This is a genomic window from Citrobacter sp. R4, assembly GCF_026719175.1.
GTDB lineage: Bacteria > Pseudomonadota > Gammaproteobacteria > Enterobacterales > Enterobacteriaceae > Citrobacter_A > Citrobacter_A sedlakii.
Window position 1 is genome coordinate 164,233 of sequence record NZ_JAPPSU010000008.1, and the last position, 25,048, is coordinate 189,280.

The window sequence follows — 25,048 nt, forward strand, 5'->3', positions numbered from 1 at the left end:
CTCCTTGAGTTTTGCAGGTGTTATTAAGCGGGCAATTGTACCCTGGATAAAGGCGCAGTGGCAGCATCAACGGTTGTATGGAAAAGCATATCTTTGTAAAGCAGGAAGCAATAAACAGGCGCTGGCTTTGACGATTGCTCAAAAGATATTCACTTTATGAAAATATTTCAAATTTGATCTGAATGACAATAACCAGGATTTTGAATGCTACTTCTAAATTAATCTGGATCAATAAATGTTAAATTACACGACGTAATGTGATCCAGGTTAGATCACTTATTACTCCAATGTAGGTATATTCGTCACGCAGTTATAACCATAACGATGGAGCGGATATGAAAAAGTTAACAGTGGCGGCGTTGGCAGTAAGTACACTTCTCTCTGGCGGCGTCTATGCGCATGAAGCTGGCGAGTTTTTTATTCGGGCAGGCTCGGCGACGGTTCGCCCGACAGAAGGCGCAGACGGTACATTAGGCCATCTGGGCGGTTTTAATGTCAGTAACGATACCCAACTCGGCCTGACCTTTACCTATATGGCGACCGACAACATTGGTATTGAACTGCTTGGCGCGACGCCGTTCCGCCATAAAGTCGGAACCAAAGCAACCGGCGATATCGCGACCGTGCACCACCTACCGCCAACACTGATGGCGCAATGGTATTTTGGCGATTCCAGCAGCAAGCTGCGTCCTTATGTCGGGGTAGGCGTAAACTACACAACCTTCTTTGATAATGACGTCAATGAAAATGGGAAAAATACCGGGGTTTCCGATCTTAGCCTGAAAGATTCCTGGGGCGCGGCGGGGCAGGTTGGGATGGATTATCTCATCAACCGTGACTGGCTAATTAACATGTCCGTCTGGTATATGGACATCGATACTACCGCAGACTATAAGCTCGCCGGTGTCAAACAGCATGATGACATTCGTCTCGACCCGTGGGTATTTATGTTCTCCGCCGGTTATCGTTTCTGATGCCATAAAAAAGACCCCGTATTTACGGGGTCAATAAGGACATGACACACACGGAATTATTTCTTCACGCTATTACTGCTTTTCCTGCGGCTCGCCTTGACCGAGTTCTGCACCGGTGAGCGGGTCAGCCGACGGATCGGACTTGGTTCTTTCCGCCATCGCTTTTAACAGCGTTTGCTGCTGTTTCGTCAGTTTGACGGTAGCCAGACCGTCACCGCCGTCAACGGCTGGCATCGGTTCGGCAACATATTCAAAGTTCTCGTCACTGTTCCAGCTACCGCGCGGATCGTCGCCCTGAGACATGTTGTAGTACACGTTGGTGTACTGCTCCACAGGCGGCAATTTACCCGGCGGGAAGTTATTGCGAATTGAGTACAGCGCCTTTTCAAACGACAACTGGTGCGCAGCTTCACGGGTCATCAGAAACGCCAGCGCGTCTTTAACGCCGGGATCGTCTGTAACGTTAATCAGCCGCTCGTAAATAATTTTTGCCCGTGCTTCAGCGGCGATGTTGGATCGCAGATCGGCGGTCACTTCGCCGATTGTGTCGATATAAGCCGCTGTCCACGGCACGCCTGCGGAGTTGGTCAGGGCAGGGCCGCCGCCATAGAGCAGGGAAGTAATGTGGCTATCGTTGCCGTTAGCGGTAAGGGAACGATACAGCTCGGCTTCGTTTTCCGTACCTTCAGCCAGCGCGCCCTTTGCGCCTTTATTCAGCATGCCTACCAGCGAACCGATGATTTCCAGATGGCTCAGTTCCTCGGTCGCTATGTCCATCAGCATCTCTTTGCGTCCTGCATCATCATCACCCAGCCCCTGGGTAAAGTAACGACATGCAGCAGCCAGTTCGCCCTGAGGGCCGCCAAATTGCTCCAGCAAAAGATTTGCTAAACCAGGATTAGGCTCACTGACTCGCACCGTATATTGAAGTTGTTTAACGTGTCGAAACATTCTGCCTCCTGATAATAATTTATTTTTTCGCTTCTACGCCGTCTGCTTCAGAGCGCAGCAGGAATTGTTCTGTTGTGTCAGGAATATGTTTAATCAGCCAGTCAGCCATTTGTTTTTCCTCATTAAGGATGGATTCAATGGCAGGAACAGACGCGGTATCGCCTGCTTTTTGCGCAGCTGCGAGCAGGGAGGTATAGCAGGCAATTTCGAATTGCTCAAAAACGTAGCCGCTAATTGACCCTTTCACGATCTCGTCGGAAGGGAACATACCGCCGATAGACTGACCAAGCGCGGCCATTTTACTCATTGAATCTTTGATAACCGAGCGGGAAATATTATTGCGGTCGAGAATACCTTCAAGAACCGTAATTTGATGCTTGGTTTCGCTAATATGTTGTTCAATTCTTGCACGCAAGTCAGGGTAATTATCGATGCGGCTCGCCATTGATTCGAGCATCGATTCGGCTTGTTTTTCCATAGCATGGGCGTCACGAAGCCAGTCATGATAATGTTCAATCGCATTCATTGGTTATGTCCTCAGAAAATAATTAAAAGCAGTGTGGGTTAAAAACAGGAAATAAATTTATCAGGATTTATTTCCGGCTTTTTTATTCACATTACCAATTGCTAAATCGGTAAGTTTTAAATCAGTGGCTTTTTCTTCTTCCAGCGTTTCTTTAAGCAGTTTGACGGCTTTGGTATAGCCCAGTTGTTCGGCAAGCGTTACCAGAGTGCCGTAGCTTGCAATTTCGTAGTGTTCAACTTTTTGCGCAGCAGCAATCAGGGCGGCGTCACGCACTTCGTTTTTCTCAGTGCTTTCAATGACCTCATTCGCTTCTTCAATCAGGCCTTCCATCGCCACGCACTTCATGCGCTTCACTTTAATACCGGCTTCAGATTCAACGACCTGATCGATACGCTCAATCTGACCCTGCGTTTCTTCAAGGTGAGCCTGAAACGCCTGGATTAATTTTTCGTTAGAGGCGGCTCTGGATAATTTCGACAGAGCACGAGTCAATTGTTTTTCTGCGCTGTAGGTGTCTGAAAGTAGATGGATAAAAACGTCTTCAACAGTCTTCATATTCATTGGTATTCTCCTAAGATTAATACTGCGAGCCCGAAGACTCGCAGCATGCTTCGAGAAATCATGTTGTTGTGGAAACAATTAAATCATGATTTGTCGGATTTATTTCCGCCGTGGCTATTCTGGCCACCTTTTTTACCTGCTTCAGAAGCACGTTGCGGGTCGTTTTTAAAATTCCCGCCGCTATGCTGACCGCCTTTGCGGCCTGCTTCTGATGCTTTTTCACGATCTTCGGCGAAATTTCCTGAACCACCACGATGTTCGGTCATGTTATTTCTCCTGTTTCGTTAATATATATAAATGTTAATTTGTGACCGTTGTCGTCACTCTTCTAAAATTAGTCGCTATCAGCAGATAGTCAAATTTAAGCGGCTGTTCAGGTTGCGGTGAAAATAATTTTGCTGCGATATTAATTATTTAATAGTAGCCCGTTAAAAATGAGTGGCTTAGCGACATATCGTTAACCTTTCAACTAATAACGTACGTTACCATAATGTGTGGTTATGTTAATGATAAACGTAATGCTGACATAAACTTACGTTAACTGCGGCTAACTGACGTTTAAGCGTTGTCTGGGCTCAGGGCTTTAGGATTAATCCTGGCAAACCGTGGGTGTTCAAAATCCATGAAGGAAAATTTTCTAATGATGCAGATTTTTTGAGGGTGCAGGTCGTATAAACGCGGCTGCAGGCAGCAGACGGGAGGCGTAAACAACCAAAAAATCATGCTATTACAGCAGACTGAAGGAAAAGTTATGGAAACCTGTTCATGGCTTGAGTGCGTTGACGTCACGCAACGGAGCAGGCCGCCAGCATGAATCTGGCGGCCTGTGATGTGTTAACGGCGGGTGGCCGCTTTCATATCGCTGACGAAGGTTTTTAGTTCGCAGAGCATCTGCTCAGGAGTGTCGATATTTTTCTCGATGATTTTTACAATCGCTGAACCCGAAATCGCACCTGCCGCACCGGCGTCAATGGCGGCGGATACTTGTTCCGGCGCCGAGATACCGAAACCTTGCAGGGAAGGCGCAGCGTGATATTCCTTCAGCTTTTCTACCAGATGGTGCAATGGCAGCGCCGCCCGGTTCTCGGCCCCGGTCACCCCTGCGCGAGACACCAGGTAAGTGTAGGCGCGACCGTAGGAGGCAATCTGGCGCAGCAGGTCATCGTCCGCATTGGGCGGGCAGATGAAAATTGGCGCGACATTGTGGCGTAGCGCAGCCTGACGGAAGGGGGCGGATTCTTCTACCGGCACATCGGCAACCAGTACCGAATCCACGCCGACCTTTTCACACTGCGCATAAAATTCATCAATGCCCTTACTGAATACCAGATTCGCGTACATCAGCAGACCAATCGGGATCGTTGGATGCTTAGCGCGAATGGCCGCCAGCATCTCAAAACACTGGCCTGGCGTAACGCCTGCGGCAAAAGCGCGCAGGGTTGCGCTCTGAATAGTCGGGCCATCGGCTAACGGATCGGAGAAAGGGATCCCCAGCTCCAGCGCGTCAGCGCCAGCCTCTATCAGGGTATCGATAATGCTGAGCGACTGTTCCACGCCGGGGTCGCCGAGAGTCACGAAGGGGACAAAGGCGCCTTCCTTGCGATCGTTCAGTTGTGCAAACAGCGTTTCGTAGCGTTCCATCAGATTTCCCCTCGCGCTTTCAGAATATCGTGTACCGTAAAGATGTCTTTGTCGCCGCGTCCGGAGAGGTTTACCACCAACAGTTGCTCTTTCTCCGGGTTCTCACGCATCATTTTCAGCGCATGGGCCAATGCGTGGGAGGATTCCAGCGCCGGGATAATCCCTTCATGACGGCACAGCGTTTTGAACGCATCCAGCGCTTCGTCGTCGGTAATCGACACATAATCGGCACGCCCGGTGCTGTTCAGATAAGCGTGCTGCGGCCCCACCGACGGGAAATCCAGACCCGCGGAAATTGAGTAAGACTCTTCGATTTGACCCTCTTCAGTCTGCATCATTGGCGCTTTCATACCGAAGTAAATCCCGACGCGGCCATGCTTAAGCGGGGCGCCATGTTCGCCTGTTTCTATCCCGTGACCGCCTGGTTCAACGCCAATCAACCCGACGCTGGTTTCATTAATAAAGTCAGCAAACATCCCGATAGCGTTGGATCCGCCACCAACGCAGGCTATAACGGCGTCCGGCAAACGACCTTCTTTTTCAAGGATTTGCGCTTTGGTTTCTTCACCGATCATGCGCTGGAATTCGCGTACAATGGTCGGGAAAGGATGCGGGCCTGCCGCAGTGCCGAGCATATAGTGGGCGGATTCGTAGCTGCCAGACCAGTCGCGCAGCGCCTCATTACAGGCATCTTTCAGCGTCGCGGAACCGCTGTGAACGGGAATGACCTCAGCACCCATCAGACGCATACGAAACACGTTGGGCGACTGGCGCTCAACGTCCTTCGCGCCCATGTAGATACGGCATTTCAGGCCGAGCAACGCGCTGGCCAGCGCCGACGCAACGCCATGCTGTCCGGCGCCGGTTTCCGCGATGATCTCGGTTTTGCCCATTCGCTTTGCCAGTAGCGCCTGGCCTAATACCTGGTTGGTTTTATGCGCGCCGCCGTGCAGCAAATCCTCGCGCTTCAGATACAGCGTGGTGCGGGTGCCCGCCGTAATGTTCTGGCACTTCGTCAGCGCGGTGGGACGACCCGCATAGTTTTTCAGCAGGTCGGTAAACTGGGCCTGAAACGCCGGGTCTTTCTGCGCGCTGACGAACGCCTCTTCCAGTTGGCGCAGCGCGGGCATCAGTATCTGCGGCACGTACATGCCGCCAAATTCACCAAAATAGGGATTAAGTAATGTTGTCATGTCCTTTTCCTTAATATGCGCGCAGTGTCGAAAATACCGATGCCAGAAGGCGTGCATCTTTGATGCCCGGCTGTGACTCTACACCTGAATTGAAATCGAGACCGGCGCAGCCGGCTTTCGCGGCCTCGACGCAGTTATCTGCGCCAAGCCCACCTGCTAACAGAACGTTATCCAGCGCCTGTCCCTGCAATAGCGACCAGTCGAAACGCTGGCCGCTGCCGCCCTGGCCGTTATCCAGCACGTATTTGTCGACAGACCGATAATCCCGCGCCGGGAGCGTTTCGCCAACGCTCAGCGCCTTCCAGATCTGCACCTGTGCAGGCAGCGCGGCGCGTAGCGCATCAACGTAAGCCTGGTCTTCGCCGCCATGCAACTGGACGGCAGCCAGCATCAGTCGACTCGCTTTGTCGCAAACGTCGGCGATTTCAGCGTTGCGGAACACGCCCACATACTGCAACGGCGCGGCGGCTTTCACCTGCTGTGCCTGTTCGTCGGTGACGAAGCGGGGAGAGGTAGGAACGAAAATCAGCCCGCCGTAGATCGCGCCCGACTCATAAGCCGTTTTCGCATCTTCCGGGCGCGTCAGCCCGCAGACTTTATTTTCCCCCAGCAGGACGCGACGCACAGCGGCGTTGAGATCGTCATATGCCATTAACGCAGAGCCAATCAGAAAACCGTTAGCAAAGTGGCTGAGCTCGCGGACCTGACCGTAGGTGTTGATACCTGATTCGCTGATGACCGTCACGCCGTGACCCAGTTTCGGCGCAAGCTGGCGAGTACGGTTTAAATCAATCGACAGATCGCGCAGATCGCGGTTATTAATGCCGACCACTTTCGCCCCGAGCGCAATAGCGCGCTCCAGTTCTTCTTCGTTGCTCACTTCCGTCAGCACCCCCATTTTCAGGCTGTGGGCGACGGCGGCAAGCTGGCGATACTGTTCATCATCGAGTACCGACAGCATCAGCAGGCAGGCGTCGGCCTGATAGTGGCGCGCAAGGTAGATCTGGTACGGATCGATGATAAAGTCTTTGCACAGAATCGGCTGCGGCGCGACCTGGCTGACGAGCGGCAGGAAATCGAAGCTGCCCTGGAAATATTTCTCGTCAGTGAGGACGGAAATCGCCGACGCATAGTGCTTGTACACATCGGCAATGCGCGCCGGATCAAAATCGTCGCGGATCACGCCCTTCGACGGAGAGGCCTTTTTACATTCCAGAATAAAGGCTGTGCGCGCCCCCTGTAACGCGTCGTAGAAATGACGCGTGCTCGGCTGGACATCCTGTTGGAATGTCTCCAGCGGCTGTTGTTGTTTGCGGGCTTCTACCCAAATCGCCTTGTCTGCGACGATTTTCGCTAAAACGGTTTGCATCATTTACCCTCTTGCCGCCAGTGCGGTGACTCGGTCATAAGCGGAACCACTGCGCAGAACGTTCAGTACAGTTTGCGCATTAGCTTTCAGATCTTCTTCACCATGCAGTCGCATCAGCATCGCGACATTTGCGGCGACAGCAGCCTCGTGCGCGGCTTCGCCTTTACCTTGTAGCAAGCGTGTCAGAATGTCACGGTTTTCTTCCGGCGTTCCCCCCGCCAGCTGTTCCTGATGGTACGGCGTCAGGCCGAAGTCTTCCGCGGTGAGCTGATAACTTTTGATTTCGCCGTCATGGAGTTCCGCCACAATCGTCGGCGCATGCAGGGACACTTCGTCCATGCCGCCGCTGTGCACCACCGCCGCGCGCTGATAACCCAACACGCGCAGCGTTTCGGCGATCGGCAGCACCAGTTCCGCGCTGTAGACGCCGATCAGCGCCAGGGGCGGATGCGCCGGGTTAATCAGCGGGCCGAGCACGTTAAACAGCGTACGGGTTTTCAACTGCTGGCGTACCGGCATTGCATGGCGGAAACCGGTGTGGTATTTCGGCGCGAACAGAAAGCAGACGCCGAGCTCGTCCAGCGCCTGACGCGATTTGTCGGCATTCATGTCGAGGTTGATGCCGAAAGCGGCCAGCAGATCCGACGACCCGGATTTACTGGATACGCTGCGGTTGCCGTGTTTAGCGACTTTCAGGCCACATGCCGCCGCGACAAACGCGCTGGCCGTAGAAATATTAATGCTGTTGCTACCGTCGCCGCCGGTCCCCACGATATCCGCGAACGGATAGTTCGGGCGCGGGAACGGGGCGGCGTTTTCCAGCAGGGCTGTGGCCGCGCCGGCAATCTCCAGCGGATGTTCGCCGCGAATTTTCATACTGACCAGCGCCGCCGCCAGCTGTTCTGGTTTCAGTTCACCGCGGACGACCGCAGAGAAAAGCTGATGGCTTTCCTGCTGGCTCAGGGTTTGCGCCTGATACAGTTTTTCCAGAACAGGCTGCAGCGTATTGGTTGGCTCCAACTTCTGTTGCGCCCAGGCCAACGTTTGTTCGAGCAGCAACGCGCCCTGGGTGGTGAGGATCGACTCCGGGTGGAACTGAAAACCGCAGACCCGGTCAGCATCGTGACGGACCGCCATCACCATGCCGTTAAAATGCGCGTTAATGGTCAGCCCCGCCGGGACATTACTGCCCACCAGCGAATGGTAGCGCGCCACTGGCAGCGGGTTGCTCAGACCGGCAAACATTGCCTGCCCGTCGTGCTCAATGCTCGACGCTTTACCGTGAAGAATCTCACCGGCCTGACCGACATAGCCGCCGTAGGCTTCCACAATCGCCTGATGCCCAAGGCAGATGCCAATGATCGGCAGTTTACCGCGCAGACGCGTCAGCAGTTCTGGCATGCAGCCCGCTTCGCTCGGCGCGCCCGGCCCCGGAGAGAGCATCAGCACCGGATTTTTCATGGTGGCGAGGCGGTCAATCAGGGTCTGAGCCGGGATATGGTTACGGTAAATCACTACGTTATGGCCGTTGGTACGCAGCTGATCTGCCAGGTTATAGGTAAATGAATCAATGTTATCGAGCAGCAGAATATCAGCCATCAGAACGTCTCCTGTGCGTGATGCGCGGTCGCGATGGCACGCAGAACCGCGCGCGCTTTATTACGGGTTTCATCGGCTTCAGACTGCGGAACCGAATCCAGCACGATGCCGGCACCCGCCTGCACGGTGGCGATCCCGTCTTCAACCAGGGCCGAACGAATCACGATGCAGGTATCCAGATCGCCGTGAGCGGTAAAATAGCCTACGGCGCCGCCGTAGCTGCCGCGTCTCTGTCCCTCGGCGTCGGCAATCAGCTGCATGGCCCGTACCTTCGGCGCGCCGCTCAGGGTACCCATGTTCATACAGGCGCGATACGCATGCAGCACGTCGAGATCGCGGCGTAGCTCGCCGACGACGCGGGAAACCAGGTGCATCACGTATGAATAGCGATCGACTTTAGTCAGGTCGGCAACATAGCGGCTGCCCGGCGTACAAATGCGAGCGAGGTCATTACGCGCCAGATCCACCAGCATCAGGTGTTCGGAAAGCTCTTTATGATCGGTGCGCATTTCAAGCTCAATACGGCTGTCGAGGTCGCGGTCCAGCGAACCGTCAGCGCGACGGCCACGCGGACGTGTACCGGCAATCGGGTAAATTTCAATCTGACGACTGGTAGCGTCATATTTCAGTGAGCTTTCAGGTGAGGCGCCAAACAGGGTGAAATCATTGTCCTGCATAAAGAACATATACGGGCTGGGGTTGCTTTTCTTCAGCACGTAGTAGGCTGCCAGCGGCGACGGGCAGGGCAGCGAAAAACGACGGGAGGGCACGACCTGGAAAATTTCGCCAGCGCGAATGGCTTTTTGCATCGTGCGCACCACGGCGCCAAATTCTTCATCGCTCTGATTACACTCGCAGCGCATTTGCGCCACGGAGACCACAGGTAACGGCGGCGCGGGTTCGTTGAGCTGCTGGCTCAGATGCGCCAGACGCGCGTTAAGCCGCTGCCGTTCGTTGTCATCGCTGGTGAACAGGCTGGCCTGAATGCGGGTGCTCTTTTTCTGATGGTCGATCACCATCAGTGTTTCCGCCAGATAGAAGCAGTAGTCCGGGCAGCGGTTATTTGCCTCAAGCTGCGGTAAATCTTCAAACCCCGCGACCAGATCGTAAGCAAAGAGGCCGCCGAAGAACATGGCTTCGCGTTCTTCTGCCGGAACGGTCACCAGCGTCTGCAGAATGCGAAACGCGTCAAAGACCGACAGTGAGCACAGCCTGGCGTCTTCATCGAGTAAGGGGCTGACGGAAGGGAAGCGAAGCAGGCGGCCATCCGGCAGCGGGGCATTCTCCACGCCTGCGGGCAGGGCGGTATCTATCAGGTTCAGCAACGCAGCGCCGTTCGCGGATAATGCCTGTAACGTGACAGTGTCACCCATTGCGGTGATGCGTAGCGCGCTGTCAACCAGTAGCAGGCTTTTTAAATCGTTTTTGCTGTCAATATCGGCGGATTCCAGCAGCAGCGTCGCTGACCGGTTGCCGCAAACCTGATGAAACAACGCCGTGGGGTTCTCGCGGTACGCGGCGTCGCAGGTAATCAGCTCAAGTGTAGGTTTTGATGTCTGCATTGTTGTTCTCATTAATTTTGCTCAAAAAAAAGCCCGCTTGCAGGCGGGCCGGGTATCTGGGTGCGGTTAGTATGCACAAGTACACTGCCCGAAGTCAGGAAGTGCGCCACCAACCGTGAAGAATGAAGCATGCTTGCATTGTGATACCCTTTTCAAAGTGAACTTTCGTACTAGTTAACTAGTTCGATGGCATATTGTCAATACCTGATTTCAATTAATTTGCTGAAACCGTTATGATGCGCAGGCAAGTCCATTTATATGAAGACGGGAGTTCGCCTTGAGCGACACGAATTACGCAGTGATTTACGATCTGCACAGCCATACCACGGCGTCCGACGGACGATTGACGCCGGAAGAATTAGTCCACCGGGCTGTCGAGATGCGCGTTGGCACGCTGGCGATTACCGACCATGACACCACAGCCGCGATCCCGGCGGCAAGCGAAGAAATTTCACGATCAGCCCTGCCGCTGACCCTGATCCCCGGCGTTGAGATCTCCACGCTGTGGGAGAATCATGAGATCCATATTGTTGGCCTGAATATTGACATCGCCCACCCGGCGATGTGCGCGTTTCTGGCGGAACAAACCGAACGCCGTCAGCAGCGGGCAAAGCGCATTGCCGAGCGTCTGGAGAAAGCCCACATTCCCGGCGCATGGGAAGGGGCGCTGCGCCTTGCTGACGGTGGCGCGGTGACTCGGGGGCATTTTGCCCGCTTCCTCGTGGAGTGCGGCAAAGCGACGACCATGGCCGATGTCTTCAAAAAGTATCTTGCGCGAGGGAAAACCGGATACGTTCCGCCGCAGTGGTGTACAATAGAACAAGCTATTGATGTCATTCATCATTCCGGCGGTAAGGCGGTGCTGGCTCATCCGGGGCGGTATAACCTTAGCGCCAAGTGGCTGAAAAGACTGGTGGCGCATTTTGCTGACCATCGCGGCGACGCGATGGAGGTTGCGCAGTGTCAACAGTCTCCCAACGAGCGAACGCAACTGGCCACCCTTGCCCGTCAGCATCAGCTATGGGCATCGCAAGGGTCTGATTTTCATCAGCCGTGCCCGTGGATAGAGCTGGGACGTAAGCTCTGGCTGCCGGCTGGCGTGGAAGGCGTCTGGCAGTTGTGGGAACAGCCACAGAACACCACAGTGAGGGAAGTATGAGTCAGTTTTTTTATATTCATCCTGATAACCCGCAGCAGCGCCTGATTAATCAGGCCGTTGAAATTGTCCGCAAAGGCGGGGTGATTGTTTATCCTACCGATTCCGGCTACGCGCTTGGTTGTAAAATTGAAGACAAAGGGGCGATGGAACGCATTTGCCGAATTCGCCAACTGCCGGACGGCCATAACTTTACCCTGATGTGTCGCGACCTGTCGGAATTGTCGACCTATTCGTTTGTCGATAACGTGGCGTTTCGCCTGATCAAGAACAACACGCCGGGGAACTACACCTTTATTCTGAAAGGAACGAAAGAGGTGCCGCGGCGCCTGCTGCAGGAAAAACGCAAAACCATCGGTTTGCGCGTGCCGTCGAACCCCATCGCACTTGAGCTGCTGGAGGCGCTCGGCGAGCCGATGCTCTCTACCTCGTTGATGCTGCCTGGCAGCGAATTTACCGAGTCCGATCCGGAAGAGATCAAAGACCGCCTCGAAAAACAGGTGGACCTGATTATTCACGGCGGTTATCTGGGACAGCAGCCGACCACGGTGATTGATTTAACCGACGATGCGCCCGTGGTGTTGCGTGAAGGGGTTGGAGACGTTAAACCTTTCTTATAAGGTCGCAACTCTGTATACTACGCGGCCTTTAAATGGCGCTTAACGGCGCCGTTAATTCTCCTGTTCGACGCCTGTGAAGGCGACACCTGAAGGAAGCTCTATGAGCGAAAAGTTACAAAAAGTGCTGGCGCGCGCCGGCCACGGCTCTCGCCGTGAAATCGAATCCATTATCGAAGCAGGCCGCGTGAGTGTTGACGGCAAGATCGCGACGCTTGGCGATCGCGTTGACGTCACCCCGGGTTTGAAGATCCGTATCGATGGGCACCTGATTTCGGTAAAAGAGTCCGCGGAACAAATCTGCCGTGTGCTGGCTTACTACAAGCCGGAAGGCGAACTCTGTACCCGCAACGATCCGGAAGGGCGTCCGACCGTGTTCGACCGTTTACCCAAGCTGCGCGGCGCGCGCTGGATTGCGGTAGGACGACTGGACGTGAACACCTGCGGTTTGCTGCTGTTTACGACCGACGGTGAACTGGCGAACCGTTTGATGCACCCGAGCCGTGAAGTCGAGCGTGAATATGCGGTCCGCGTCTTTGGCCAGATCGATGACGCGAAAATTCGCGATCTCAGTCGTGGCGTTCAGTTGGAAGACGGTCCGGCAGCGTTCAAAACCATCAAGTTCAGCGGGGGCGAAGGCATTAACCAGTGGTATAACGTCACCCTGACTGAAGGACGCAACCGTGAAGTGCGCCGCCTGTGGGAAGCGGTGGGTGTGCAGGTAAGCCGTCTTATCCGCGTACGCTACGGCGATATTCCGCTGCCAAAAGGTCTGCCGCGTGGCGGCTGGACCGAGCTGGATCTGGCGCAAACAAACTATCTGCGTGAGCTGGTAGAACTGCCGCCGGAAACCACTTCAAAAGTGGCGGTAGAAAAAGACCGTCGTCGCATGAAGGCCAATCAGATTCGTCGTGCGGTGAAGCGTCATAGCCAAATGAGCGGCGGTCGTCGTTCAGGTGGACGGAACAATAACGGCTGATTGCCTGTTGCTATGCCGGAGGGCGTCTACGTCGCCTTCCGGTTCCTTTACCTAGTAATCAATACCCATCTGAGCTTTGACGCCCGCTTCGAAGGCATGCTTCACCGGACGGAGTTCGCTGACGGTATCGGCCAGTTCGAGAATATCCCGGTGACAGCCGCGCCCGGTAATGATCACCGTCTGCTGATGGGGTCGGTCATTCAGCGCCGTAATCACCTCATCCAGTGGTAGATAATCATAGGCCACCATATAGGTCAGTTCGTCGAGAACCACCATATCCAGCGTAGGGTCCGCCAGCATCCGCTTACCGTGTTCCCATACCGCCAGACAGGCGGCGGTATCTGATTCGCGGTTTTGCGTTTCCCAGGTAAACCCGGTCGCCATCACCTGAAACTCGACGCCATGAGGTTCAAGCAGGTTACGTTCGCCATTCGGCCAGGTGCCTTTGATAAACTGTACAACGCCCACCTTTTTACCATGCCCGACGGCGCGGGTTGCCGTACCGAACGCGGCGGTGGTTTTCCCCTTACCATTACCGGTAAACACGATAATAATGCCGCGCTCTTCCTGCGCCTGGGCAACGCGGGCGTCAACTTTGTCTTTTACCCGCTGCTGGCGCTGCTGATAGCGTTCTTCACTCATTGCGCGATTCCTGGTTTACGGCCCGGTTGGGCGTCGAAGGTCATGCCGGTTTTACGACGGCTGTCGTCGCCCATCAGCCATAAATACAGCGGCATAATGTCGGCGGGAGTTTTGAGTTTTTGCGGATCTTCCGTCGGGAAAGCGCTGGCGCGCATGCCGGTGCGGGTACCGCCAGGATTGATGCAGTTAACGCGCAGGGAACGGTTTTGATATTCATCAGCCAGCACCTGCATCATCCCTTCGGTGGCGAATTTGGACGTGGCATAGGCCCCCCAGTTCGCTCGTCCCTGGCGGCCCACGCTGGACGAGGTGAAAACCAGCGATCCGGAATCCGACTTGAGTAATAAAGGAAGCAACGCCTGGGTGAGCATAAACGTCGCGTTGACATTGACCTGCATAACCTGCTGCCAGACCTGTGGGTCCTGTTCGCTCATGGGACAGATGTCTCCCAACAATCCCGCGTTATGCAGCACACCATCCAGTCGCGGATACTGTCCGGCAATGCGCTGTGCAAGCTGGTGACAGTCTGCGGCGGTACAGGTTAACAGATCGAGCGTGAACCACTGCGGCTGGCTGCCCGTTTCAGTGGCAATCAGGCCTGCGACGTGGCGTAATTTCTCCTCATTGCGGCCAAGCAGGATAACGCTTGCGCCGAAACGGGCGTAGGTCAGGGCGGCTTCACGGCCAATGCCATCGCTGGCCCCGGTGACCAGAATAATGCGGCCCTGAAGAAGATCGTGTTTGGGTTGATAATGCATGGCTACTCCTCGGCGACATGCGTGGCCGCTCTGCTTCTCGTTGACTTTTCGGGTTTATGCCTGAATCTCCGCCATAATTCAATCAGCCTGGGGCGATAACGCCTTAAAATGAACACTTTGTCATACTTTTTTCCCTCGCGACATCCAACGAGACGACGCATGACGCCTGTTGTACACTGAGCCGAAGCAAAGTTATTTAACCAAGGTGGGTCGTGTGGAATTGTTGTCTGAATATGGGCTATTTCTTGCCAAAATCATCACCATTGTTGTTGCTGTCGCCGCTATTGCCGCCATTATTGTGAACGTTGCCCAGCGCAAACGTCAGCGTGGCGAATTGCGGGTGACCAATCTCAGCGAGCAGTATCAGGAGATGAAGGATGACCTGGCGATGGCGCTGCTCGACGGTCATCAGCAAAAGCTGTGGCATAAAGCGCAAAAGAAAAAGCGCAAGCAGGAAGCGAAAGCGGCAAAGGCGAGAGCAAAACAAGGCGAAACGCGGGACACCGACAAGCCGCGCGTTTGGGTGCTTGATTTCAAAGGCAGTATGGATGCTCACGAAGTTAACGCCTTGCGTGAAGAGGTGACGGCGGTGCTGGCAGTGGTAAAACCGCAGGATCAGGTGGTTTTGCGCCTGGAAAGCCCTGGCGGCGTGGTGCACGGCTACGGCCTGGCCGCGTCGCAATTACAGCGTTTGCGCGATAAAAACATCCCGTTGACGATCGCGGTCGACAAAGTGGCAGCAAGCGGCGGCTATATGATGGCCTGCGTGGCGGACAGGATCGTCTCTGCGCCGTTTGCCATCATAGGATCTATTGGGGTGGTCGCGCAGATCCCTAACTTTAACCGTTTTCTGAAAAGCAAAGACATTGATATTGAACTGCACACCGCGGGGCAGTATAAGCGCACCCTGACGCTGTTAGGAGAAAACACCGAAGAAGGGCGACAGAAATTCCGTGAAGACTTAAACGAAACACACCAGTTGTTTAAGGCGTTTGTCCATCGTATGCGTCCGACTCTGGACATTGAACAGGTGGCCACCGGTGAGCACTGGTACGGTGAGCAGGCGCTGGAGAAGGGGCTTATTGATGAAATCAATACCAGCGATGACGTGATCCTGAACCTGATGGAAGGACGCGACGTGCTGAACGTGCGCTATCTGCAACGCAAAAAGCTAATGGACCGTTTCACCGGCAGCGCGGCGGAAAGCGCTGACCGCTTACTGATGCGCTGGTGGCAGCGCGGACAAAAACCCCTGATGTAAACATCCCGTACCGGCTGGCGCTGTTTCGCCCTGAATGGCGATATGCGCAGCGCCAACCGGCCGCACTGCGCCAGGGTTAATCAATCAGGTGATATTTCTCAGAAAGCACATGGGCCAGATGTTTAAACATATTAAACACGGCGGTGCTTTTCGGCGTCGGTAAGCCTTGTTCGTCTAAAAAATACTCCCCGCTGAAGACTAACACGCCATTTCGCTGCGTTACGCCGGTGGCTTCAATCCCCGCCAGCGTGTCCTCATGCTCACGAATGATTTTATTGGCTTCTTTCAGCAGCGTTTCGCGATCGATCGGTTGCGTCTCTTTATGCATTTTTTACTCCTTAAACAAGAACATTAGTCTACGCCGGGCGCCGCTTATGGGCAAATATTCGCTGATAAAGTCCAGGGTCTTGTCAACCTTCGCTGACTGGCGAGTTTTGGTTTTGCATGCTAATAAAGTTGCGTAACGAATTTTATCAGGTACAGTGTGACGCTTTCGTCAATCTGGCAACAGATTTGCTTGACATTCGACCGAAATTCCGTCGTGCTATAGCGCTTATGTGCGAAAAAACCTGTTAACTCAGTCACCTGACTATTTAGTGCACAGAGTCAGTACAAGGGGTTGATATCCGCAGACGCAGGGACCATATCCGTGTCTCTTCGCCAGTGGAAGGTGAATCAACGTGCGACGCATTCCTGGAAGAATCAAATTAGGTAAAGGTGAATATGGGTAAAGCTCTTGTCATCGTTGAGTCCCCGGCAAAAGCCAAAACGATCAACAAGTATCTGGGTAGTGACTACGTGGTTAAGTCCAGCGTGGGTCATATCCGTGATTTGCCGACCAGTGGCTCAGCAGCTAAAAAGAGCGCCGACTCTACCTCCACCAAAACGGCTAAGAAGCCTAAAAAGGATGAACGTGGCGCGCTCGTCAATCGCATGGGCGTTGACCCGTGGCACAACTGGGACGCGCATTACGAAGTGCTGCCTGGTAAAGAGAAGGTCGTCTCTGAATTAAAACAACTGGCTGAAAAAGCCGACCACATCTATCTCGCAACCGACCTTGACCGCGAAGGGGAAGCCATTGCCTGGCACCTGCGGGAAGTTATCGGTGGCGACGACGCGCGCTACAGTCGCGTGGTGTTTAACGAAATTACCAAAAATGCGATTCGTCAGGCGTTTGAGAAGCCCGGCGAACTGAACATCGATCGTGTTAATGCCCAGCAGGCGCGTCGCTTTATGGACCGCGTGGTGGGGTATATGGTGTCCCCGCTGTTGTGGAAAAAGATCGCCCGCGGTCTTTCTGCCGGTCGCGTACAGTCTGTCGCAGTGCGTCTGGTTGTCGAGCGTGAACGCGAAATCAAAGCGTTTGTTCCGGAAGAGTTCTGGGAGATCGACGCCAACACCAACACGCCATCCGGCGATGCGCTACCGTTACAGGTGACTCACCAGAGCGACAAACCATTCCGCCCGGTTAACCGTGAGCAGACGCATGCCGCGGTTAGCCTGCTGGAAAAAGCGCGTTATACCGTTCTCGAACGTGAAGACAAACCGACCAGCAGTAAACCCGGCGCGCCGTTTATCACCTCCACCCTGCAACAGGCGGCAAGTACCCGTCTGGGCTTTGGGGTGAAGAAAACCATGATGATGGCCCAGCGCCTGTATGAAGCAGGCTACATCACCTACATGCGTACTGACTCTACCAACCTGAGCCAGGACGCGGTGAACATGGTTCGCGGTTATATCAGCGACAACTTTGGCAACAAATATCTGCCTGAGAAACCGAATCAGTACGCCAGTAAAGAAAACTCACAGGAAGCGCATGAAGCGATTCGTCCTTCCGATGTGTCGGTTCTGGCCGACACGCTGAAGGATATGGAATCTGACGCGCAGAAGCTGTATCAGCTGATCTGGCGTCAGTTTGTCGCCTGTCAAATGACGCCAGCCCAGTATGATTCCACCACGCTGACCGTCGGCGCCGGTGACTTCCGCCTGAAAGCGCGTGGACGTATCCTGCGCTTCGACGGCTGGACAAAAGTGATGCCGGCGCTGCGTAAAGGTGATGAAGACCGTACGTTGCCAGCGGTGAACAAAGGTGACGAATTGTCTCTGGTTGAACTGGTTCCGGCACAGCATTTTACTAAGCCACCGGCCCGCTTTAGCGAAGCCTCGTTGGTTAAAGAGCTGGAAAAACGCGGTATTGGTCGTCCTTCTACGTATGCGTCAATCATTTCAACCATTCAGGATCGCGGCTATGTGCGCGTTGAAAACCGCCGTTTCTACGCGGAAAAAATGGGTGAAATCGTTACCGATCGTCTGGAAGAAAACTTCCGCGAACTGATGAACTACGACTTTACCGCGCAAATGGAAGACAGCCTGGATCAGGTGGCTAACCATGAAGCGGAATGGAAAGCGGTGCTGGACCACTTCTTCAGTGATTTTACTCAGCAGTTAGACAAAGCGGAGAAAGATCCGGAAGAAGGGGGTATGCGTCCGAACCAGATGGTGTTGACCAGCATCGACTGCCCGACCTGTGGCCGCAAAATGGGGATCCGTACGGCCAGTACTGGCGTGTTCCTCGGCTGCTCCGGTTACGCGCTGTCACCGAAAGAGCGCTGCAAAACGACCATTAACCTGGTGCCGGAAAACGAAGTGCTGAACGTGCTGGAAGGCGACGACGCGGAAACGAATGCGTTACGCGCCAAACGTCGCTGTAAGAAGTGCGGCACGGCGATGGACAGCTACCTGATCGATCCGAAGCGTAAGCTGCACGTCTGCGGTAACAACCCGACCTGCGACGGCTATGAGATTGAAGAGGGCGAGTTCCGCATCAAAGGCTATGACGGCCCGATCGTCGAGTGTGAGAAATGTGGTTCCGAAATGCACCTGAAGATGGGGCGTTTTGGTAAGTACATGGCCTGCACCAACGATGAGTGTAAGAATACGCGTAAAATTCTGCGTAATGGTGAAGTGGCGCCGCCGAAAGAAGATCCGGTTCCGCTGCCTGAACTACCGTGTGAAAAGTCGGATGCGTATTTTGTGTTGCGTGACGGCGCGGCCGGGGTTTTCCTTGCTGCCAATACGTTCCCGAAATCCCGCGAAACGCGCGCGCCGCTGGTGGAAGAGTTGTACCGTTTCCGCGATCGCCTGCCGGAAAAACTGCGCTATCTGGCCGACGCGCCGCAGCAGGATCCGGAAGGCAACAAAACGCTGGTACGCTTTAGCCGCAAAACCAGGCAGCAGTATGTTGCGGCGGAAAAAGACGGGAAGGCGACCGGCTGGTCTGCGTTCTTCGTTGACGGTAAATGGGTTGAAGGGAAGAAGTAATTCCCTGTTAATTGCCCGGTAGCGCTGCTGTTTACCGGGCTTGCAAGCGGGTCACGTTCCACAGGTTTGTTACGCAGCTGCGCAACGGATAAACCTCCGGGACAGCCATCTATAACAGGGTCGTGTTTGCGACCCTGTTTTTTTATTCCTTTCTTATTAATTTTTCTTCCTGTCTATACACCAATGCTATAAATGATATAGTGGTTATAGTTAACGGCTTTTTTATTATTAAATCGTATTAGCAGTGCGTGTCGCTGCGTAAAGACGATGACCTGATGGCGCTAATCTGGATGGTTTAACATGAAATTACAGCAGCTTCGCTACATTGTTGAGGTGGTTAATCACAACCTGAACGTCTCTTCAACTGCGGAAGGACTTTATACTTCACAACCGGGTATCAGTAAGCAGGTGCGGATGCTGGAAGACGAGCTGGGCATCCAGATTTTTGCCCGTAGCGGCAAGCATCTGACCCAAGTGACGCCAGCGGGGCAGGAAATTATCCGCATCGCACGTGAAGTGCTCTCGAAGGTTGACGCCATCAAGTCGGTTGCCGGTGAACATACCTGGCCGGATAAAGGCTCGCTCTATATCGCCACCACCCATACCCAGGCACGCTACGCGCTACCCGGGGTGATAAAAGGGTTTATCGAGCGTTATCCACGCGTATCGCTGCATATGCATCAGGGATCGCCGACTCAGATTGCGGAAGCCGTCTCTAAAGGTAATGCCGATTTCGCCATCGCTACCGAAGCCCTCCATCTGTATGACGATCTGGTGATGCTGCCTTGCTATCACTGGAACCGTTCGATTGTGGTGACGCCTGAACACCCGCTGGCGAATAAAGCTTCGGTCTCGATTGAAGAGCTGGCGCAGTATCCGCTTGTCACCTATACCTTCGGCTTTACCGGACGCTCCGAGCTGGATACCGCATTTAACCGGGCGGGGCTGACGCCACGGATCGTCTTTACTGCCACCGATGCCGACGTCATTAAAACCTACGTTCGTCTGGGGCTGGGCGTTGGGGTGATTGCCAGCATGGCGGTAGATCCGGTTTCCGACCCGGATCTCGTGCGCGTCGACGCGCATGATGTCTTTAGCCACAGCACGACAAAGATCGGTTTCCGTCGCAGCACCTTCCTGCGCAGCTACATGTATGATTTCATTCAACGCTTTGCGCCACACCTGACGCGTGACGTCGTTGATACCGCGGTGGCATTACGTTCGAATGAAGAGATTGAAGCCATGTTTAAAGATATAAAGCTGCCGGAGAAGTAATCAAACGGGATATTGGTTTCGGGATTTTTTATCAGCAAGAAACAGCGAAAGTTTTAATTAAATCACATTTTTCTTTTATTCTTAATTTCGGGAATTATTAACCCTGGTATTGCCAGGGTTAATGCCTCATAAAGTAGTGTCTTATTACCCGCCCCGCAAACTTCGTATTTCAATTATTTATTTTTGATCAAAAGATTGATTTATTCACGGCAAACGATTCGTAAATTCACTGGATTTTTGACTAAAGTTTGATTAGGATTTGTCTCATCTGATGATTAATTGTACCGATTGTTTGGTGCCAGAATGATAAGTGATGTCGATTGTATGAGGTTAGCAATGCCGTCTGAAAACCAGGAACCACGTCGGGACCCTGAACTGAAACGCAAAGCGTGGCTTGCGGTTTTTCTGGGCTCAGCGCTGTTCTGGCTGGTCGTCGGCCTGCTGATCTGGAACGCCTGGGGGTAAAGATGAGGGTTCGCGGACAGCAACACACATCGCTACCGACATGTCAGCCTTGTGACAATACCCGGAAAAGCAAAAGCGTGCGTGTGAAGACAAGCCCTGAAAACTGGAAACTCACGCAACAGCAGCAGGCATTTATTGATTCCTTTGCTGAAGACGATAAACGAAAACAATAATCGACACCATTCTTAATTAGCGCGCAATTTTAAGCACGCTATTAACAGGCGCAATGCCTTTTCTTTTACACCACAGCAATAAGACGTTGAGAATGACTCAACATAACGTGTCAGATAAAAGTTGGTGTAGCCTATGCTTACTTCAAACATGAAATACTGGTCCTGGATGGGCGCATTTTCTGTATCGCTGCTCTTCTGGGCTGAACTGATCTGGATCGTTGCCCGTTAACGATAACGCCAGAGACGCTAAACGCTATCTGGCATCCCTGTTCGATCATGGCCATAAACCTCGCTGCGGCGAGGTTTTTGTTTTCTGCAACGTCGCCTCTCTGCAAGGTTTCTCCTCTTTTATCCATTTGGGTTGTTATCAAAACGTTACAGCTTGTTTGTGTTATCTTTAATATTCACCCTGAGGAGATTCAGGGCATCGCAACCCCGTCATAAAGGAGGAGCTATGTCGTCAACCCTACGAGAAGCCAGTAAGGACACGTTGCAGGCCAAAGACAAAACCTACCATTATTACAGTCTGCCGCTGGCTGCAAAATCACTGGGCGATATCACCCGTCTGCCCAAGTCGCTCAAAGTTTTGCTGGAAAACCTGCTGCGCTGGCAGGATGGTGATTCTGTTACCGAAGAAGATATCCAGGCGCTGGCAGGTTGGCTGAAAAATGCCCATGCTGACCGCGAAATTGCTTATCGTCCGGCTCGCGTGCTGATGCAGGATTTCACCGGCGTGCCCGCCGTCGTGGATCTCGCGGCAATGCGCGAAGCGGTTAAACGCCTTGGCGGCGATACCGCGAAAGTGAATCCGCTGTCGCCTGTCGATCTGGTGATTGACCACTCCGTCACCGTTGACCATTTCGGCGACGATGACGCATTTGAAGAAAACGTGCGCCTTGAAATGGAGCGTAACCATGAACGCTATATGTTCCTCAAGTGGGGGCAACAGGCGTTTAGCCGCTTCAGCGTGGTGCCGCCGGGAACGGGGATCTGCCATCAGGTGAACCTGGAGTATCTCGGCAAAGCGGTCTGGAGCGAGCTGCAAAACGGTGAATGGGTCGCTTATCCGGATACGCTGGTCGGTACGGATTCCCACACCACCATGATCAACGGTCTCGGCGTGCTCGGTTGGGGCGTCGGGGGTATCGAAGCCGAAGCCGCGATGCTCGGACAGCCTGTGTCGATGCTGATCCCGGATGTCGTGGGCTTTAAGCTCACCGGCAAACTGCGTGAAGGGATCACGGCGACCGACCTGGTGTTAACCGTCACGCAGATGCTGCGTAAACACGGCGTGGTCGGTAAATTTGTCGAATTCTACGGCGACGGTCTGGATTCCCTGCCGCTGGCGGACCGCGCCACCATCGCCAACATGTCTCCAGAATATGGCGCCACCTGCGGCTTCTTCCCGATTGATGCCGTCACGCTTGACTACATGCGTCTGAGCGGTCGGACGGAAGATCAGGTTGAGCTGGTAGAGAAATACGCCAGGGCGCAGGGCATGTGGCGTAATCCTGGCGACGAGCCGGTATTCACTAGCACGCTGTCGCTGGATATGAACGACGTGGAAGCCAGCCTTGCCGGGCCGAAACGGCCTCAGGATCGTGTCGCTCTCGGCGATGTTCCAAAAGCGTTTGCCGCCAGCAGCGAGCTGGAACTGAACACCGCGCAAAAAGACCGCAAGCCAGTCGAATATGTGCTGAACGGTCAGCAATATCAGTTACCGGACGGCGCGGTGGTCATTTCAGCGATCACTTCCTGTACTAACACCTCCAACCCGAGCGTGCTGATGGCCGCCGGCCTGTTGGCGAAAAAAGCGGTTACGCTGGGGTTGAAACGCCAGCCGTGGGTAAAAGCGTCGCTGGCGCCCGGGTCGAAAGTGGTGTCGGATTATCTGGCGAAGGCGAAACTGACGCCGTATCTGGACGAGCTGGGTTTTAATCTGGTGGGGTACGGCTGTACGACCTGCATCGGTAACTCGGGGCCGCTGCCGGAGCCTATCGAAACGGCCATCAAGCAAGGCGATTTAACCGTAGGCGCTGTGCTTTCCGGCAACCGTAACTTTGAAGGGCGTATCCATCCGCTGGTGAAGACCAACTGGCTGGCCTCGCCGCCGCTGGTGGTGGCTTACGCATTGGCGGGCAATATGAATATCAATCTTGCTACCGATCCGCTGGGTCACGATCGCAAAGGCGATCCGGTGTATCTGAAAGATATCTGGCCGTCGGCGCAGGAAATCGCTCGTGCGGTGGAGCTGGTGTCCTCGGAAATGTTCCGTAAAGAGTATGCGGAAGTGTTTGAAGGAACGGAAGAGTGGAAGGGGATCCCTGTCGAACGCTCTGACACCTACGGCTGGCAGGATGACTCTACCTATATCCGGCTCTCGCCCTTCTTTGACGAGATGCTGGCGGAACCGGCGCCGGTCACCGACATTCACGGCGCACGGATTCTGGCCATGCTCGGCGATTCCGTGACCACTGACCATATTTCCCCGGCGGGAAGCATTAAAGCGGACAGCCCGGCAGGTCGTTATCTGCAAAGCCATGGGGTTGAGCGGAAAGACTTCAACTCCTACGGATCGCGACGCGGAAACCATGAAGTGATGATGCGCGGCACGTTTGCCAATATTCGTATCCGCAATGAAATGGTGCCCGGGGTGGAAGGCGGAATGACGCGGCATCTGCCTGGAACGAATGTGATGTCTATCTATGATGCGGCGATGCTGTATCAAAAAGAGAACACGCCGTTGGCGGTGATTGCAGGTAAAGAGTATGGTTCCGGATCCAGCCGTGACTGGGCGGCGAAGGGGCCGCGTTTGCTGGGGATCCGCGTGGTGATCGCTGAGTCCTTCGAGCGAATTCACCGTTCTAACCTGATCGGGATGGGGATTCTGCCGCTGGAATTCCCGCAGGGCGTCACGCGTAAGACCCTGGGACTGACTGGGGAAGAGGCGATCGACATCTCTGATCTGCAGAACCTGAAACCGGGCGCTACGGTGCCAGTGTCGCTCACGCGTCCGGACGGTAAACAAGAAGTCATACCGTGTCGCTGCCGTATCGATACCGCCACCGAGTTAACCTACTACCAGAACGACGGCATCTTGCATTATGTTATTCGTAACATGCTGATGTAAAAAATCAAAAGCCTGCATGTGACGTGCAGGCTTTTTCAATGTGCATCACCAGCGGCTACCCGCAAGGCAGTGACAACGCATCGGGTTATTTATCCAGCAAATGTCCCATCTTGGCAGCTTTGGTGTCCAGATAATGGGCATTATTCGGGTTACGCCCCACGATCAGCGGTACGCGTTCCACAATATTGATTCCCGCTTCGGTGAGGATTTCCACTTTCTTCGGGTTATTGGTGAGCAGACGAACCTCATCGACGCCAAGCAGCTTGAACATATCCGCACAAAGGGTGAAATCACGTTCGTCGGCGGCAAAGCCCAACTGGTGGTTGGCTTCTACGGTGTCATAGCCCTGATCCTGCAGCGCATAGGCGCGAATTTTATTCAGCAAACCAATATTACGTCCTTCCTGACGGTGATAAAGGAGGATCCCACGGCCTTCTTCCGCAATATGCGCCAACGCCGCTTCCAGCTGGAAACCACAGTCGCAGCGCAGACTGAACAGAGCATCGCCTGTCAGGCATTCTGAATGGACACGCGCCAGAACCGGCGTCTGGCCTGAAATATCACCATATACTAACGCTACGTGATCGTGTCCGGTTGCCAGTTCTTCAAAACCCACCATCAGGAAATCGCCCCATGGGGTTGGCAGTTTGGCTTCTGCCACTCGTTTAAGCTGCATGTGTTTCTCCAGATAATGCTGGCACGTAATGGCGTGCCGTTGCCTGTTGGCTTATGCGTTTATTTTGCCATAAGGCGACGGCGTTCACCTAAGGAAGGTGCGAATAAGCGGGGAAATTCTTCTCGGCTGACTCAGTCATTTCATTTCTTCATGTTTGAGCCGATTTTTTCTCCCGTAAATGCCTTGAATCAGCCTATTTAGACCGTTTCTTCGCCATTT

The 25,048-nt window shown here is 53.9% G+C and carries 24 protein-coding genes, 1 pseudogene and 1 other annotated feature; of the genes and pseudogenes, 10 read left to right on the plus strand and 15 right to left on the minus strand.

Annotated features, from left to right (window positions below; translation table 11 throughout):
- Positions 1-23: 23 nt before the first annotated feature.
- A pseudogene (locus OOJ60_RS17245) lies at positions 24-101 on the minus strand (YkgJ family cysteine cluster protein); the annotation flags it as partial.
- Between the two features lie 234 nt (positions 102-335).
- Here OOJ60_RS17245 and ompW point away from each other — a divergent pair.
- A complete protein-coding gene (gene ompW / locus OOJ60_RS17250; RefSeq protein ID WP_181823091.1) occupies positions 336-974 on the plus strand; it encodes an outer membrane protein OmpW in 639 nt (212 codons plus the stop codon).
- A gap of 72 nt (positions 975-1,046) precedes the next feature.
- On the opposite strand, the gene OOJ60_RS17255 is transcribed toward ompW, so the two are convergent.
- From OOJ60_RS17255 to trpL, 10 genes are all read right to left on the minus strand, one after another.
- The gene (locus tag OOJ60_RS17255) at positions 1,047-1,925 is read right to left on the minus strand and encodes a manganese catalase family protein (RefSeq protein WP_042283479.1); all 879 of its coding nucleotides are present in this window, start codon (positions 1,923-1,925) and stop codon (positions 1,047-1,049) included.
- Positions 1,926-1,944: 19 nt separating this feature from the next.
- Complete coding sequence (locus tag OOJ60_RS17260; RefSeq protein WP_205612090.1) at positions 1,945-2,451, minus strand: ferritin-like domain-containing protein; 507 nt, start codon at positions 2,449-2,451, stop codon at positions 1,945-1,947.
- Positions 2,452-2,511: 60 nt separating this feature from the next.
- The gene (locus tag OOJ60_RS17265) at positions 2,512-3,012 is read right to left on the minus strand and encodes a YciE/YciF ferroxidase family protein (RefSeq protein WP_042283474.1); all 501 of its coding nucleotides are present in this window, start codon (positions 3,010-3,012) and stop codon (positions 2,512-2,514) included.
- An 83-nt stretch (positions 3,013-3,095) separates the two neighbouring features.
- A complete protein-coding gene (locus OOJ60_RS17270; protein ID WP_205612089.1) occupies positions 3,096-3,278 on the minus strand; it encodes a general stress protein in 183 nt (60 codons plus the stop codon).
- Positions 3,279-3,846: 568 nt separating this feature from the next.
- Positions 3,847-4,653 (minus strand): tryptophan synthase subunit alpha, encoded by an 807-nt coding sequence (trpA, locus tag OOJ60_RS17275; RefSeq protein ID WP_205612088.1) that lies wholly within the window; start codon positions 4,651-4,653, stop codon positions 3,847-3,849.
- Complete coding sequence (gene trpB, locus OOJ60_RS17280; RefSeq protein WP_199957676.1) at positions 4,653-5,846, minus strand: tryptophan synthase subunit beta; 1,194 nt, start codon at positions 5,844-5,846, stop codon at positions 4,653-4,655. Before trpB ends, trpA begins: the two co-directional genes overlap by 1 nt.
- A 10-nt stretch (positions 5,847-5,856) precedes the next feature.
- Positions 5,857-7,215, minus strand: a complete 1,359-nt coding sequence (gene trpCF, locus OOJ60_RS17285; RefSeq protein WP_060571453.1) for a bifunctional indole-3-glycerol-phosphate synthase TrpC/phosphoribosylanthranilate isomerase TrpF — start codon at positions 7,213-7,215, stop codon at positions 5,857-5,859.
- A 3-nt stretch (positions 7,216-7,218) separates the two neighbouring features.
- A complete protein-coding gene (gene trpD / locus OOJ60_RS17290) occupies positions 7,219-8,814 on the minus strand; it encodes a bifunctional anthranilate synthase glutamate amidotransferase component TrpG/anthranilate phosphoribosyltransferase TrpD (protein WP_060571302.1) in 1,596 nt (531 codons plus the stop codon).
- Positions 8,814-10,376, minus strand: a complete 1,563-nt coding sequence (trpE, locus tag OOJ60_RS17295) for an anthranilate synthase component I (RefSeq protein ID WP_205612087.1) — start codon at positions 10,374-10,376, stop codon at positions 8,814-8,816. The genes trpD and trpE overlap by 1 nt, the downstream gene beginning before the upstream one ends.
- 23 nt (positions 10,377-10,399) lie before the next feature.
- Positions 10,400-10,494, minus strand: a sequence feature (Trp leader region).
- Complete coding sequence (gene trpL, locus OOJ60_RS24870; protein ID WP_120714939.1) at positions 10,471-10,515, minus strand: trp operon leader peptide; 45 nt, start codon at positions 10,513-10,515, stop codon at positions 10,471-10,473. Its footprint overlaps the feature before it by 24 nt.
- A 138-nt stretch (positions 10,516-10,653) precedes the next feature.
- On the opposite strand from trpL, the gene rnm reads away from it, so the two are divergent.
- From rnm to rluB, 3 genes are all read left to right on the plus strand, one after another.
- Positions 10,654-11,535, plus strand: coding sequence for an RNase RNM (rnm, locus tag OOJ60_RS17300; protein WP_042283459.1), 882 nt, complete (start codon positions 10,654-10,656; stop codon positions 11,533-11,535).
- Entirely contained in the window at positions 11,532-12,152 is a 621-nt protein-coding gene (locus OOJ60_RS17305) for an L-threonylcarbamoyladenylate synthase (protein ID WP_042283457.1), read from the plus strand. The genes rnm and OOJ60_RS17305 overlap by 4 nt, the downstream gene beginning before the upstream one ends.
- 100 nt (positions 12,153-12,252) lie before the next feature.
- Positions 12,253-13,128 carry a 23S rRNA pseudouridine(2605) synthase RluB gene (rluB, locus tag OOJ60_RS17310; RefSeq protein ID WP_042283455.1) on the plus strand — a complete coding sequence of 292 codons (876 nt, stop codon included), beginning with the start codon at positions 12,253-12,255 and terminating at the stop codon, positions 13,126-13,128.
- 51 nt (positions 13,129-13,179) lie between these two features.
- Here rluB and cobO read toward each other — a convergent pair whose 3' ends face one another.
- Positions 13,180-13,770 (minus strand): cob(I)yrinic acid a,c-diamide adenosyltransferase, encoded by a 591-nt coding sequence (cobO, locus tag OOJ60_RS17315; protein ID WP_060571298.1) that lies wholly within the window; start codon positions 13,768-13,770, stop codon positions 13,180-13,182.
- Positions 13,767-14,528: a YciK family oxidoreductase gene (locus OOJ60_RS17320; RefSeq protein WP_060571297.1), complete on the minus strand. Its 762-nt coding sequence runs from the start codon at positions 14,526-14,528 to the stop codon at positions 13,767-13,769. Before OOJ60_RS17320 ends, cobO begins: the two co-directional genes overlap by 4 nt.
- Before the next feature lie 214 nt (positions 14,529-14,742).
- On the opposite strand from OOJ60_RS17320, the gene sohB reads away from it, so the two are divergent.
- Positions 14,743-15,789, plus strand: a complete 1,047-nt coding sequence (gene sohB / locus OOJ60_RS17325; protein ID WP_060571296.1) for a protease SohB — start codon at positions 14,743-14,745, stop codon at positions 15,787-15,789.
- A 76-nt stretch (positions 15,790-15,865) separates the two neighbouring features.
- On the opposite strand, the gene OOJ60_RS17330 is transcribed toward sohB, so the two are convergent.
- Positions 15,866-16,117: a YciN family protein gene (locus OOJ60_RS17330; protein ID WP_042283446.1), complete on the minus strand. Its 252-nt coding sequence runs from the start codon at positions 16,115-16,117 to the stop codon at positions 15,866-15,868.
- A gap of 395 nt (positions 16,118-16,512) precedes the next feature.
- On the opposite strand from OOJ60_RS17330, the gene topA reads away from it, so the two are divergent.
- The 5 genes from topA (at position 16,513) to acnA (ending at position 24,153) form a co-directional block, all read left to right on the plus strand.
- Positions 16,513-19,110, plus strand: coding sequence for a type I DNA topoisomerase (gene topA, locus OOJ60_RS17335; protein WP_181823096.1), 2,598 nt, complete (start codon positions 16,513-16,515; stop codon positions 19,108-19,110).
- Between the two features lie 300 nt (positions 19,111-19,410).
- Entirely contained in the window at positions 19,411-20,385 is a 975-nt protein-coding gene (gene cysB, locus OOJ60_RS17340; protein ID WP_042283442.1) for an HTH-type transcriptional regulator CysB, read from the plus strand.
- 324 nt (positions 20,386-20,709) lie between these two features.
- Complete coding sequence (locus OOJ60_RS17345) at positions 20,710-20,850, plus strand: YmiA family putative membrane protein (RefSeq protein WP_217997760.1); 141 nt, start codon at positions 20,710-20,712, stop codon at positions 20,848-20,850.
- Positions 20,851-21,156: 306 nt separating this feature from the next.
- Positions 21,157-21,252 (plus strand): small membrane protein YmiC, encoded by a 96-nt coding sequence (gene ymiC / locus OOJ60_RS17350; RefSeq protein ID WP_131729056.1) that lies wholly within the window; start codon positions 21,157-21,159, stop codon positions 21,250-21,252.
- A gap of 225 nt (positions 21,253-21,477) precedes the next feature.
- Positions 21,478-24,153, plus strand: coding sequence for an aconitate hydratase AcnA (acnA, locus tag OOJ60_RS17355; RefSeq protein WP_205612085.1), 2,676 nt, complete (start codon positions 21,478-21,480; stop codon positions 24,151-24,153).
- Between the two features lie 85 nt (positions 24,154-24,238).
- Here the strand turns inward: acnA and ribA are convergent, their stop codons facing one another.
- Positions 24,239-24,829 (minus strand): GTP cyclohydrolase II, encoded by a 591-nt coding sequence (gene ribA, locus OOJ60_RS17360; RefSeq protein ID WP_060571293.1) that lies wholly within the window; start codon positions 24,827-24,829, stop codon positions 24,239-24,241.
- Between the last annotated feature and the right edge of the window lie 219 nt (positions 24,830-25,048).